The 14,955-nt window shown below is 40.3% G+C and carries 5 protein-coding genes and 2 pseudogenes; 3 read left to right on the top strand and 4 right to left on the bottom strand.

Annotated elements, in window-relative coordinates:
- Together HMPREF9009_RS08665 and HMPREF9009_RS08660 are read right to left on the bottom strand one after the other, a co-directional pair.
- A pseudogene (locus HMPREF9009_RS08665) lies at positions 1 to 564 on the bottom strand (IS1380-like element IS613 family transposase); the annotation flags it as partial.
- A gap of 136 nt (positions 565 to 700) precedes the next feature.
- A pseudogene (locus tag HMPREF9009_RS08660) lies at positions 701 to 1,558 on the bottom strand (polysaccharide lyase family 1 protein); the annotation flags it as partial.
- A gap of 297 nt (positions 1,559 to 1,855) precedes the next feature.
- Here HMPREF9009_RS08660 and HMPREF9009_RS08655 point away from each other — a divergent pair.
- From HMPREF9009_RS08655 to HMPREF9009_RS08645, 3 genes are read left to right on the top strand one after another with little or no spacing between them, the layout of a single operon-like run.
- Positions 1,856 to 5,077, top strand: a complete 3,222-nt coding sequence (locus HMPREF9009_RS08655; protein WP_083444163.1) for a SusC/RagA family TonB-linked outer membrane protein — start codon at positions 1,856 to 1,858, stop codon at positions 5,075 to 5,077.
- A 26-nt stretch (positions 5,078 to 5,103) separates the two neighbouring features.
- Complete coding sequence (locus HMPREF9009_RS08650; protein WP_049701918.1) at positions 5,104 to 7,101, top strand: RagB/SusD family nutrient uptake outer membrane protein; 1,998 nt, start codon at positions 5,104 to 5,106, stop codon at positions 7,099 to 7,101.
- A 32-nt stretch (positions 7,102 to 7,133) separates the two neighbouring features.
- Positions 7,134 to 8,744 (top strand): DUF5123 domain-containing protein, encoded by a 1,611-nt coding sequence (locus tag HMPREF9009_RS08645; protein WP_049701917.1) that lies wholly within the window; start codon positions 7,134 to 7,136, stop codon positions 8,742 to 8,744.
- 72 nt (positions 8,745 to 8,816) lie between these two features.
- Here HMPREF9009_RS08645 and HMPREF9009_RS08640 read toward each other — a convergent pair whose 3' ends face one another.
- Entirely contained in the window at positions 8,817 to 13,352 is a 4,536-nt protein-coding gene (locus HMPREF9009_RS08640; RefSeq protein WP_049702316.1) for a hybrid sensor histidine kinase/response regulator transcription factor, read from the bottom strand.
- 90 nt (positions 13,353 to 13,442) lie between these two features.
- Complete coding sequence (locus HMPREF9009_RS08635; RefSeq protein WP_049701916.1) at positions 13,443 to 14,783, bottom strand: ATP-binding protein; 1,341 nt, start codon at positions 14,781 to 14,783, stop codon at positions 13,443 to 13,445.
- Between the last annotated feature and the right edge of the window lie 172 nt (positions 14,784 to 14,955).

Genomic DNA, 14,955 nt, shown 5'->3' with positions numbered 1-14,955 from the left:
GTTGGTGTTACCATCGCTATTCTCAATGCCAACAATCAAGTCGTCAATAACCGCCACGCCAGGGCGATAACCAAGGAACTTCTTGTATGTAGGCTTTGCATCATACTTCTCAGTCTCTATGAACTGATGGTCGAAATCAACATCATACATCTCGCCCTCTTTCAGTTGGCCGGATGCAAACATACAATTGAGCAGTAAGGTATTGAGTGTGTCAGCCGTGTTGAAATCGTAGTTCTTACCCGTATCTGATGTGTATGAGATGTTTCCTTGCGTCAGTTCCTTTATCGCTCTGAGGATAGTATCAGAACTACAAGTACGAAGTGTCGGATGGAGCGAGAGATGGTTCATCAAATGAGTAGTGACATCCTCAATGCATGAGCCACCACAGAAGTAGATACTCATGAGGGAACGGACGATTTCACTGTACTGATAACCGAACGAGCTACACCTTAGACCGAGTGTCGAGTCGATTACAGATGACAATGTGGAGTCAAATTGCTCCATGATTGAAAATATTCCTCCAAAAGGAGTGAGCTTCTCGGATTTTATTTGCATTTTTGCCATGCCTGATGAGGTTTTGTTTGATTATTTTTTTGCAACACTAAGTTAAGTGAATCCTCTGACATGGCAAAATCCTGAGCAACTTTTTGTTGCTCAGGTACTTAAAAAAAATATTTTATAATAGTGTTGCGGAATTAAGGTTCACAATATTTACATGCATGGCTTCTCCACCATAACAAGAGTTTCCACACCAGTTATAAATGACATTATTACGCATATCAACAATTTCATTCTCTTTTGTCGAATTAACTCCAGGACCTAGACGAGGATTACGGCTATCATGATGTGCCAATAGATTATGGTGAAAAGAAGCTTTCATACCTCCCCATATACCACCATAACCATGAGGACCTTTCGTATGCCCACCTAAACGCAGACTTTCAGAAATAAGACACCATTGCAGTGTAAAATTCTCATTTTGATAGAAAGAAACACATTCGTCAGTACACCAACTCATAGAACAATGATCAATCATTATATTTTTATGATACCGACCGCCAAAGGCGTCGGCTCCGTCTGCACTGACATCTTCTTTATTTCCCATTCGAAAACGCATAAAACGGACAATAACATTGTCTGCTTCCAAGAAAACCGGATAACCAGCCAAACAAATACCATCCCCCGGAGCCGTCTGTCCTGCAATGGTCAAATCTCCATTCTTAATCTTTAAATCACCGTTTAAATGAATAGTTCCGGATACCTGGAAAATAATTGTACGTTTTCCGCTTAATTTCTCAATACCATAACGTAAAGTTCCGTTCTGCAACTTGTCCTCCAATGAAGTAACAATATATACATCGCCACCACGCCCACCGGTTGTGTAGCGTCCATGTCCTTCTGCCCCAGGAAAAGCTGGTATCTTTTCATCTTGAGTTTCTCCAGTCCCTTCAGGTTCTTTAGGCAATTCATTTGCGTCACCACCATCAGTACACGCCAGAATTCCAAAAGCAAACAAAATGGCCAAACACCATTTACTTAGAATTATATCCATTTTCATACATTATTAGATTAATGGGGACAAAAGTAGACAGGATAAAGAAAAGTCTTGTTCAAATTTTGTTTTTCCAAATCATTAAAATCGATAAAACAAGGCTTTTCAAGCTAGCATGTGTATTTTTTGTTTTAAAACTATTCTAAAAATGCCTGCCGGCTATTAAAAAACAAAAAATACTAGGTGAAAAACAAATATTGCACATATCTATATTCACATTCATATACTTTTGTACCGAGGAATTAACTCTAAATGTGAGTACAGAATCAAAACAATAACCATTAATTAATAAACATGCAAAGAATGTCTAACAAAGTGAAAAACATGCGCAGTTGGCTGCTAATGCTATTTGCAGCGATATCGCTTGGCGTATCAGCGCAAACAATTACCGTAAAAGGTAATGTGAAAGACACAACAGGAGAACCGATCATCGGAGCTTCTGTAGTAGAGAAAGGTAATACTACCAATGGTACAATTACTGATTTAGATGGTAACTATTCTATCAAGGTTCCTTCAAAAGCAACCCTTACAATTTCTTATATCGGAATGAAAACTCAGGATATTGCTGTAAAAGGACAAAGTCAAATTAATGTCACTCTTTCCGATGATACACAAGCATTGGACGAAGTTGTGGTAATTGGTTACGGAACCGTTGCAAAAAAGGATCTGACTGGTTCCGTATCTTCCGTTAGTGCCAAACAGATAGCTGCCATTCCGGTATCTTCTGCATCAGAAGCATTACAGGGAAAAATGGCTGGTGTATCTATCACAACGACTGAAGGTTCTCCTGATGCAGACGTAAAAATCCGCGTACGTGGTGGCGGTTCTCTATCTCAAGATAATTCACCGCTTTATATTGTAGACGGATTTCCCGTATCAAGTATCTCTGATATTGCTCCAACAGATATTCAATCGGTAGATGTATTGAAAGATGCTTCTTCTACTGCTATTTATGGTGCCCGTGGTGCAAACGGTGTTATCATCATTACTACTAAATCCGGTCAAGAAGGTAAGATTCAGGTAAATTTGGGGGCTTCGTTCGGTGTTCGTAAAGTTACTAAAATGGTAGATGTACTGAACCCTTACGAATATGTGTTATGGCAACAGGAAATAGACCAGGAAGGGATGAAATATGGTATGTTTGATGATTTGGATATTTACAAATCTATGAAAGGCACCGACTACCAGGATGAGATTTTTGGTCGTACAGGAAATCAACAGCAATACAATGTGAGTGTGAGTGGAGGTAATAAAGATACCAAATTCAGTGTTAGTTATGCCCATAACGAAGAAAAAAGTATCATGCTTGGTTCAGGTTTCTCAAAAGAGAATATTAATGCCAAACTTAATACCAATATCAACAAATGGTTAACAATGGACTTTAATGCCCGTTTTAGTTACCAAACGATTGATGGTATCAGTGGTGGAGCAGATGCAAACGAATCAAGTGCAGCCAATTCACTAATATCACGTTCCGTCATCTACAAACCGGTAGAGGAAATTAATACAACAAGTTCAGACAGCGATGATGATGAAAATGTGAACAATGCACAATATAACCCACTGGAACGTTTAAATGCAACTTACAAGAAACAAACCCGCTTGCAACAAAACTATAACGTAGGACTTAACTGGAAACCAATCAAAGGATTAACATTCAGAAGTGAGTTTGGTTATGGATGGAGATATAACAATACTGACCAAGTATGGGGAGTGGAAGCTACAAGTAATTCTAAATATGGTTATTATGGACAGCCACAAGCTCTGTTAAATAAGGTCGTTAATAAAAACTGGCGTAATGCAAATACAGTAACGTATGATACTAAGTTCTTGAATAACACTCACAAATTAAATGTTATGTTAGGACATGAAGTTTCAAGTAGTTACGATCATGAAACGATTAATACTTCTGTTGCTTTTTCCAAATATATGACTATCAGTGATGTCCTTTCCGGTATGAGTAACGGAACGGCATTGCCTACCTCTACTTATATTGGTTTCAAAGACAATCTATTATCGTTCTTCGGACGTGTCAACTATACGATACAAGACAAGTATCTGATGACTTTCACAATGCGTGCCGACGGCTCCAGCAAATTCTCAAAAGGAAACCAATGGGGATATTTCCCGTCATTAGCTTTAGCATGGAGAATATCTGACGAAGCATGGATGGAAAGAAGCAAAGAATGGTTATCCAACCTAAAACTTCGTTTAAGTGTAGGTACAGCTGGTAATAACCGTATTAAATCGGGTGCCATTAATTCTACTTTCTCATTAGCAGAGACAAGTGATAAGAACATTTATTTCAATGAAACAAGTGCTGTTGTATTACAACATGCTTCTAATCTTTCTAATCCTGACCTAAAATGGGAAACAACACTTACCCGTAACTTAGGTATTGACTTCGGATTCTGGAACAACCGTTTATCCGGTAGTATTGATGCATACTGGAATACAACTAAAGACTTGTTGATGAATGCAACAATACCTTCAAGCACTGGTTTTTCTACCCAATATAAGAACTTTGGACAGACATCAAATAAAGGTATAGAATTAGCATTAGACGCAGTCATAGTAGATACTAAAGATTTTGGTTTAAATGCCAACTTCAACATTTCTTATAATAGAGCCAAAATTGATAAGTTAGCCGGAGGACAAACCTGGCAAAGTAGTAACTGGGGAGGCAAACCTGCCGGACAAAACGACTTCTTCATTGAAGAAGGAGGACGTCTGGGAGAAGTATATGGATATGAATTGGATGGCTTCTATACTACTGACGATTTTTCATGGGACGGCAGCAAGTGGATACTTAACGAGAATCTCACTGATCCGACAGAACTGATTAAATATAACAATTTTGGTCCGGGCTCACTAAAACTGAAAGCTGATGAAGATGGTAAATTTACGAAGAAACGTCTAGGAAATACAGTTCCAACTGTTACCGGTGGTTTCGGTATAAACATGCGTTACAAGAACTTTGATTTATCAGCCTTCTTCAATTACTCTCTTGGTAACAAGATTGTGAATGCAACCAAGTTAGGTTCAAGTTACTACAATGATACTAAAAAAGGATGGAATTTAAATGATAACTTTACATTAGCTAAACGTTATTCCTGGATTGATCCGTCAACAGGAGAAAACATGCTGAAAAGTTCATATATCAAGAGTAATGGGCTTGATTATACTATTAATCGCTTAAATGAAATAAATGCCGGAGCTTCCATGTATAATCCAGGTTCAATCACAGAAATGCCATTACTTGACTGGGCAGTAGAAGATGGTTCTTTCCTGCGTGTCAATAACATTTCAATCGGATATACATTACCTAAAGTTTTTGTAAACAAAATGTTTATGCAAAACGTACGTATCTACGTGACTGGTTACAACTTGTATTGTTTCACAAAATACTCGGGAGCAGATCCGGAAGTAGATACACGCCGCAGTACTCCAATGACTCCGGGCGTAGATTATTCTGCATATCCCAAAAGCCGCTCATTTGTAGGGGGTATTAATGTTACATTCTAACCCATAAATAGAAAGGAAATACATATATGAAAACTTATATAAAATCAATATTACTAGGAACCGGATTGTTCAGCTTGCTTTCATGCAGTGACTTTCTCGACCAGTCATCCCCTTCGGAGTTGAAAGGAGAAAATGTTTTTAACTCCGTTGTGTATACAGAACAGGCGTTAAACAAGGTATATGCCGATTTGACATACGACCACACTTATGGTTCCCGTATTCCTATCAATTTCGGTAATAATACAGATATTGAACTGGCAAATGCAACCAAGCAATCGGAAGTTCATCAAAATTCAGAAAGAGGATTAGGAAATTACTATCTAAGCAAAGGATGGGATAAACTCGATACGAACTGGGAAAGATGTTTTGCTATTATTGAGAATGCCAATATCGTAATTGACGGTATTCGTAATAGTGACTTGTTAGCAGAAGGAACTACCACCCGTAAACCAATGCTCCGTTATTTAGGAGAAGCATTAACCATGCGTGCAATGGTATATTATGATATAGTTAAGAATTACGGAGATGTTCCAATGCGCTTTGAACCTACCCAACCTGATGGTTCTAACATGTATGCAGCAAAAACAGACCGGGATATTATTTTAGACCAGTTGTTAGATGATCTGGACGAAGCTGCCAATTATCTTCCATGGGCAGGTGAAGATGGATATACAACAGAACATGCCACTGCCGGCTTTGCACACGGTCTATTTGCCCGTATCGCTTTATCACGTGCCGGATATAGTATTCGCGAACAGGCAAAAGCAGGTTATAGAAATCATCCGACTTGCGGCGACGGACAATTCCCTACTCAATGTCCGTCTGTAGCTGAAGTTCAAAAATTACACGAACGTGCATTAGCACATTTGGATATTGTAGTAAGCAAACAAGTTCATAAACTGAATCCATCTTTTGAAAACCAATGGGATTTAATCAATAAACGGACACTGGATACCAAATATTATGAAAATCTATATGAGGTAGCTCACGGATTAGGTAGATCTGGTGAAATGGGTTACAGTACCGGAGTTCGTATCAATGGTGCCAGCAACAAATATGGCGCAAAAGGTAATAGCAGTGGTAATATCAGACTTACAGCTTCTTATATTTTATCTTTTGATAATAACGACAGCCGTAGAGATATTACATGTGCTTACTATGAATTAAAACAAACGACAGTAGACAATAAAGCTGTGATAAAAGAGACATTGCTTTCTAACGCTCCTTTCAGTGCCTATGTAGCAAAATGGGACATTCGTAAAATGGATGATGCGATCATCTCTCTGGCACAAAATACAGACCAGAAGTGGGCTCCAGGTATTAACTGGGTAGTTATGCGTTATTCTGATATTTTATTAATGTATGCTGAAGTGATGTATAACTTGTATGGATTAGAAGGCAGCAATCCCAATGGTACCACTACAAAAACTGCACTTGAAGCTTTAACAGAAGTACATATTCGTGCCTTTGACACTGCTGCTCAAAATGCTGCTAAAACTGCAATCGAAGCATCTGCCCGAAACAATTTCATGGAAGCCCTTGACCAAGAACGCGCATGGGAGTTTGCAGGTGAATGTGTTCGCAAATATGACCTGATACGTTGGGGAACACTTTCCGAAAAACTGGATCAATTCAGAGCAGACTACAAAGCTATGATTGAGACTGCTCCCAAATTTATCTTCTATAAAATGAAGACAGATGATCCGTATTCTATTGATATGAATAGTATCACTTGGCGTACTGAACAAATTCCTAATGAGCTTAGAGACCTTGAAGATCCAGATAAAGTGAAAGAAGCTGCTAAAACTGCAGGTTATGAATATGTTACCGGTTGGGGAACCAACTATGAATGGAAGAAGGGAGTAGCAGATACCAGTAAAACAACCAATGATTTAAATCTTGAGTATGCAGATGATATCAGCAGTGGTTTAAATGCTACAATCAAAAATAGACATCTATTACCGATAGGCTCCAAAACTATCTCGGATGCCAACGGTTACATAGAGAACTCTTATAGCTTCTAATAAATTATGAATATCATTCAATAATTGATCTCATGAACATGAATTTTATCAAATCAACAAAATACACGGTTTTATCAGGGCTTTTTATAGCCCTGACCGTACTGCTTTCATCGTGTGAGAAGGCAAATGATTGGGAAACAGATAGTGCCTATAATCGTCTGTTCCGTAGTACTAAACTGGCAGTCAGCCCTAGCATCAATGATGCTGAAGTTATATGGAATAATACAATCAATACTGATTATTATATCATTGAAGTGAATACTTCTGAACTTACAGCTGAAAATTATCAGGAAGGATCTGTTATCTTCGGAGAGGATAAGAGTATAAAAAGCTCTCCGTACACTATTGAAGGATTGGATGCAAATACCAGTTATTATATTCGTATCCGTTCATGCTCTGAAACAGCTTCACCTTCCAAATGGGTATATCCGGAAAATACAAGCTTTAAGACCAAGACAGAACAATTAATTGAGGAGATCTCAACCATCACTGGTTCTACTGCCATTATCACATGGAAAAAGAATCAGAGCGTAACCCACTTCTTACTGACGAACCCAGAGACTTCAGCAGTAACAAACATTCCAATTTCTGCGGAAATGAATGCAGAAGGTAGTTATCAACTTACAGATCTGGCAGCTTCTACCACATACACTATCGGTATATACAATACTGTTAACGGTGAAGATATATTAAGAGGTGAGAAATCATTCCAAACTACAGAAAACTTCCCGGATGGTTACACACCTGTATATCTTACTGCTGCCGATGATCCAAACGAGGTACTTGCTGCACAAAGTGGAAATGTAGTTCTAGTTGTACCACATTCTACAGCAATCACATTCAGTAAAACTGTCATTGTACCTGAAGCTGTTACATCAATCGTATTCTGGGGAGCAAGTGGCGGAGCTGAACAGGCAACAATGACAACTAAGACTATTTTGACTTTAGGCAACAAAGATGTGGTACGTTTCTATAATTTAAATGTTGATGCACAAGGAGATTATTTCTTTAATCTTCAAAAAGGTGCAGATATGACAGATGATATATCAACCAATATCAACACTTTATTAATAGAAAGCTGTACGATTAGTAACTCTAAATCATTAGTAAGAGCCAAAGAAGGTATAAGCATCCAAATTAATAAAGTTAGTGTAAACAAATCTATTATCAATGGTTGTAGCGGAGATATGTTTGCTTATAAAGAATCAACGGTTGCCCAAATTCCTGTTACTGAAATAACTAATAGTACCTTGATAAAACCACAAGGACGCATCTTCTATGCAGGAAATGCTGCTTCTTTCTCCATCGATTATTGTACGATGTACGGCTGGGGAGGTTCAAAAGCAATGTTAGAACTGGGAGATAAAAATACCCTAGGCATGTCTTTAGCTATCAAAAATACAATCTTGGCTAATGGTGGAAGCAATAGAAAAGCTCATAATGCAAATGCAGCTGCTAATCTTAGCCTGACTATCGAGAAAGTTTATGGTACCAATGACATGACATTCCATAGCACTCTTGGTGACGTAACCAAATATGATAAGCCATCTACAGAAGTTTTTGAAAATCCGGAAGAAGGAAACTTCAAAATTATAGATGCCTTATTCCCAAGCAGCATTGGTGACCCTCGCTGGACAGAATAATAAAAGAGAGTAGAATGTCAGAAAAGACATATTGAATAAAAAAGGCTATCAGATAAATGATAGCCTTTCTTATTATCTTCCCACTTTATCCCGATACTCCGTAGGCGTCATTCCAACTTGCGCCTTGAAACATTTACTGAAATAACGTGGATCATTAATACCGACCATATATGAAATCTGCGTCATATTAAACTCTCCGGTTTCTATTAATTGCGTGGCCCGCTTGATACGCATTTCTTTGATAAATTCGATAGGAGCCAGTCCGGTTAGTGTTTTCAGTTTCTTAAAGAAGACAGAGCGACTGACAGCCAGTTCCCGAACCAAGTCATCTACCACCAGTTCACCATTATCCATATTCTGCTCCATTAATTCCACCAGTTTATCCATAAATTTACGGTCGTTGGGAGACATTTCGAGCGTTGCAGATACAGTTTCGGAGGTGTCTTCTTCTGCCGATGGCACATCCGTAGCAACAGGTGCATCCTCCTGACCGACAGAGATATGGATATGCATCAGGCTATCCCGATAGAAACTTTGCAGTTTCTTACGCTGCATCAACAGATTTTCCACACGGGCTTGCAGATAGGTAGCACTGAAAGGTTTCGTGATATAATCATCCGCACCATATTCCAATCCTTCCAGTTTACTTTCAATCGTAGTCTTGGCAGTAAGCAGGATAATAGGTATATGGCTGGTTGTCATATCCGCACGCAGTTCACGCGTCATTTCGATACCGTCTTTCTCGGGCATCATCACGTCACTGATAATAATATCCGGAAGATACTTCAATGCTTTATTCGCTCCTTCCCTACCATCGGCAGCTTCCACTACCCGGTACATCGGAGAAAATATACTACGCAAGAATTCACGTAACTCCTGATTATCTTCGACTAATAACATCAGTTCTTTGGAGTTTTCTTCTTTCGCAGCATCTTCCTCATAAACGGCTTCAATTTTCTCCGATTCATCGGGTATCAGCGTTTCAGACTGAATGGAAGAGTTGGCTATATCCACCACTTGCCCCATCCTTACCGGAGCTTCCGCATCTTCCAGGATAAACTCGGTTTCCTTATCATAATGTTCTTTCCCTTTCAGGAAATCGACTTTGAAACAACTTCCCTCTCCCAAACGACTATCCACGGAAATAGTAGCCTTGTGCATCTCCACAAGCTCTTTCACCAATGAAAGTCCGATACCCGTACTAGCCTGATTGAACAGATTCTTGTCCACCAGATTCTCAAAACGGACAAACAAGGACTTCTTTTTATTTTCCGCGATACCAATTCCCTGGTCTTGTACACCGATAGAAACTGTATTCTCATCTTCACGGATAAACATCGTTATCATCTTGCCATTCGGCGTATACTTAAATGCATTGGAAAGCAGGTTGAATACAATCTTTTCCAGCTTATCGGCGTCCACCCAAAGATAAAGATGATCCTTTTCCGTCTGAAACAGGAAATCAATCCGATGCTCTTCGGCCACAGCCTCAAAATTATCCATCACCTTGCGCACGAAAGGAACGATGTCCACACGCTGTACTTGCATCTTCATCTTCTTGTTCTGAATCTTACGGAAGTCCAATATCTGATTGACAAGACGAAGCATACGGCTGGTGTTCCGTTCCACCACCACCAACTGTTCACGGGCATCAGCCGGCAATTTATCATTCTTCAAGACCTGCTCTACCGGACCTGCTATCAACGTAAGCGGAGTACGCAACTCATGGGATATATTCGTAAAGAAGCGCAGTTTTATATCCGAAATCTGCTGTTCGACCGACACTTCATGCTTCAACCGGTAAATGGTGAACAGGATATAAACGGCCACAAGAATAATAATCAGAATGAAAAGTATATAAAGCACGTATGCTATCGGCGTTTCCCAGAAAGAAGGCAGAATGACAATATCCAAGATACGTTCGTTATCCACCCACACACCATCGCTATTGGTAGAACGGACGCGGAGCACATACTCTCCTTTCGGAAGATTCGTATAAGTCACGCTACGCTGTTTGTCGGCAAAGGTCCACTGTTTTTCAAATCCGTCGAGAATATAAGCATACTGTATATTCTGCGGATTGGTATAATCGAGTGCCGCGAAATGAACGGAGAAAATATTCTCTTTATGCGAAAGTACCAATTTATCAGTGTCGTCAATATCCACTTTCAACAATGAGTTGCCGCCGGGGGTAATGTCCTCATTAGCCACTGTCAGTTTGGAGAATACGATAGGCGGGATATAGCTGCTCTTACGAATAGAGTCAGGATTAAATATAAAGACTCCGCCACTGGCACCGAAAAGCATGCTTCCTTTAGCAGTTAATGCCGAAGCGGCTTCACTAAAACGTACGGGGAAAGTGATACTACGTTCGTCATAACTTTCAAAACGTTCTTCAGAGGGGATGAACTTACAAATTCCATTCTCTGTACTAATCCATAAATTCTGCTTACTATCTTCGCGGATGGAAAGCAGGACATCAGAAGGAAGACCATCCAATACGGAATATGATTTGAATTCTCCGTGACCGTCCTTACTGATAGATACCAGTTTGTTGAGTCCGCCGCCGAAAGTAGCCAGGTAAAGTTCCTTTTTCTTGGTGGAGATAATCCAATGGACATCATTATTACTCAAACTTTGCGTATCATTCGGCATACGGGAGAAATGATAGAACTTCACATCCTCCGGTTTCTTAAAATTCTCATCAAAAGCAACGGCACCCGTAGTTGTTCCTACCCACAAGCGTCCGTTGTTATCGGAAGTGATGAAACGAGCTTTGTAACAAGGATCGATGGGATAACCTTTCAGGTTGTTCCGGTGATTGATAAACAATGTCTTTCCAGCTTCATTCTCCGTGATATAATTGATACCTCCGGCAAAAGTTGCCAGCCAGATACGACCATAATGATCTTCATAGACGCAATATACATTATTATCGCTCAAACTGTACATATCATCTTCACGATGAAGATAACGGGTCAGCTTATAAGACATTCCGTTGGAAGAAATCGGCTCGGCACGAACAAGGCCGTCTCCTTTTGTCGCAATCCAGATGATTCCTTTTGAATCCTGAATAACAAAATAAACGGTTCCCAGCATGGGAGTACCGGTGGTAGAGATCGTGCCGCTTTCGGTGAGGTATCCTTTATAAGTTTTGCCGGCATCATATATACGAAGTATACCGTCTTTCAAGCCAACCCACAAATTTCCCAGTTTGTCTTCACACAGGGCACGTACCTCATTATGCAACGATTCGTGTTCATGAGGCATAGGGGTCATCATCGCAAAGGGTACATTTCGATAAGTCACCTTCTCCAATCCTTTAGAGTGGGTACAAAGCCACAGATTACCTTGTTTGTCGGAAAAGGCCGAATGAATCTTATTGGAAAAACGCCAGTCACGGCTACCCAGTCCGTTATAGAAAGGAACCAAGCATTTCTTTTGAGGATCGAAGTAAGAGAAACCTCCTCCGTAAGGATGTACCCAAAGATAACCGTTTACGTCTTCATGGATATGAAAAGCCGGACGGGAACGTTCGGGATTGCTGTATTCTATAGGAATTTGCTCGCGGGTCACCACTCCGGTCGAGGGATTAAAATGAGCTACAACACCCGGTTCTTCCTGTTCGAACCACACTTCCGAAGAACGGTCTACATAAGCAGAAAGGATCGGCTTTGCGGGTAACGCCTTACAAGTCAGGAACGAGTAATGTACGTTTGTTTTTGTTCGCAGGTTGTAAGTAAAGAAGCCATCCGAATCGGTAGTAATAACGGATACGTCCGGTGCAATGGGATGAATGGAGGTGATCTGTCCTTTTGTGGGAAGCTCGATCAACGTAAACTCTCCGCTTTCTTTCTGATAAGACCAGATGCGTCCATGATCCGAGGCGAAGCAAATATCTTTATCACGTTCCTGCACAGCATAGAAAGCCTGATTCATTCCGCCAAACTTTCCTTTTGTCTCCGTAAAATAAGAATCCGGCTCTTTCTTTCCGGGATGGATCATACCGAGGCCATTATCCGTCAGCAACCAGTCATTGCCGGCTTTATCCTGATGAACTTTGAATACATGTAAAGAAGGAAACAGTTCTGTCTTGCTGGAATAAATATCCCATGTCAAGCGATTATTCTCATCCGGATGCGTCAGGATGCGGACGGCTCCGTCGTTTTCCGTCAGCAGCCAGACGGTTCCGTTCGGCATCACTTCAATGGTATGTACATTGAAAGCACTCCCCTCTTCTCCGGCAGCAGGCACTTGCTCGAATGTCTCTGTCTTCGGGTCGAAACGATGGACACGGTTGTCATAAGTCAGCAACCACAGAAAGCCGTAACGATCTTCATACATACGGTCTACACGGTTATTGGTCAGACTGATGTAGTTTCCCTGACGGGCCTTGTATGTTTTGAAAGTATAACCGTTGAAACGGTTGATACCATCCCAGGTGGCAAACCAAAGGTTGTCTTTGTGATCCTGCAAGATGTTCATCACCGTATTTTGGGATAGTCCATCTTCAGTAGAATAGTGGGTGAAAAAACAGTGCTGTTGCGCGTATGTTGAGAACGCAATAGCTAACAAAAGAATTACTGAAATTAAGGTTTTCTTCATCATATCACTCGGTTCTGTGGCGTAAAGATAGAAAAATACTTGTAGTATCATGCAATCTTTAGTGGCTATTTAACAGAATCGGGCCAACATGACTTATGTCTCTATTTTTTTTAAAATATTAGGCAATGCGGCTATCATGTAAAAAGGAAGGTTGATAAGTTTGAAATGTTTTCCTTCATTAGTAGTAACTTCGTCTATAGCATAATTCCCCGACCAGATTCGAACTGCCAAATCATGCTCCGTTTCATTCATAAACTGATGAATGGATTTTAAGTGGGCGTTGTGTCCGTTTTTCACTTCAATTGGAATGATTTTCCCGCCATATATGTATACAAAGTCCACTTCTGCAGAACTCCCCCTTTTAGCCCGTACCCAAAACTTTTGCTTCTTACCTACTTCGTTGGAAAGAGCTTTTAATTCCTGCGCAACGATTTGTTCGGCAGCCATACCTCTCCATGTATCCGTCAAATCTTTACTAAGAAGATATTCTTTTTGTATTTCAGCCGCATAATTTACTAGTCCTGTATCCAGCCAGATCAATTTAGGAGCGCGTTTCAAATCTGTGGTAGCTGGCATTATCGTATGAGTGGTAGGATATACCAACTCCAGCAACAATGCTTTTTCCAGAGTACGGAAAGCCTCGCCCGTTTCACGGGCTTTGTAAGCAGACTGTGCAAATCCTCCTAAAGTGACAGTTTGCCCTGCATATCCCCAACCTTCTTCCAGTATGTAACGAATCACCGCAGCTTGCGTGTTTGTCTCCGCATACTTTTCCACATCATTCTTGTAGGCATTTAGCAGTTGATTGTAAGTATCGGACAAGGATACAACATCTCGGTTAGCAGCATACCTCGCTACAATTTCGGGCATCCCGCCTATCAGTGCATAACTATTAAAAAGTAGCATTAATTGTTGATGGAAAGCCTCCGGCAAGCGTGCTTCCAAAATCCAATCTACAAACCGTCCCTCTCCTATTGCCTGAAGAAACTCAATAAAGGAACACGGATGCAAAGCCATATACTCCACCCGTCCTACAGGCAACGAGATGTGTTTGTCCAACATATTTTCCAGAAGAGAACCTGCTGCAATAACATACAACTCCGGCAATTCCTCGTAAAAGTACCGCAACAATGCAACAGCTTGTGGCGACGACTGTATCTCGTCGATAAAAAGCAGGGTCCGTCCCGGCCTCTGCGGCTTATTATCATACAAAAACAATAAAGGCAGCAGCATCTTTACATCATCAGTAGACTCAAACAAATCCTTTGCCTCTTTCTTTTCAAGGTTTAAAGACAGGAAATTATCAAATTCTTTGCCAAACTGCTCAACAATAGTGGTCTTCCCTACTTGGCGGGCTCCTCTCAATATCAGAGGTTTTCTATTATTTTTCTCTGCCCACTCATGCAACTGATTCTGTATCCTTCGTTCAAACATATCGTAATTTGTTTATTTACAGTTACAAATATACAAATTTATTTCATTGCAGGGGTGAATTTACTCATTTTTTGTTTCATTGCAGAGGTGAATTAGCTTAATTTTTGTTCCATTGTAGGGGCATATTGACTATCAGTTGTACCAGATCGATAAAGTTGTACCAGCTCAATAA

It is taken from the genome of Bacteroides sp. 3_1_13 (genome assembly GCF_001185845.1).
In the GTDB taxonomy this organism is placed as follows: Bacteria; Bacteroidota; Bacteroidia; order Bacteroidales; family Bacteroidaceae; genus Bacteroides; species Bacteroides xylanisolvens.
This window is presented reverse-complemented; position numbering and strand designations above follow the sequence as displayed.

Bases quoted from the DNA above. Each gene is read 5' to 3' on its own strand.
- HMPREF9009_RS08655 (WP_083444163.1), top strand. From the start codon at position 1,856: ATGTCTAACAAAGTGAAAAACATGCGCAGTTGGCTGCTAATGCTATTT.
- HMPREF9009_RS08650 (WP_049701918.1), top strand. From the start codon at position 5,104: ATGAAAACTTATATAAAATCAATATTACTAGGAACCGGATTGTTCAGC.
- HMPREF9009_RS08645 (WP_049701917.1), top strand. From the start codon at position 7,134: ATGAACATGAATTTTATCAAATCAACAAAATACACGGTTTTATCAGGG.
- HMPREF9009_RS08640 (WP_049702316.1), bottom strand. From the start codon at position 13,352: ATGATGAAGAAAACCTTAATTTCAGTAATTCTTTTGTTAGCTATTGCG.
- HMPREF9009_RS08635 (WP_049701916.1), bottom strand. From the start codon at position 14,783: ATGTTTGAACGAAGGATACAGAATCAGTTGCATGAGTGGGCAGAGAAA.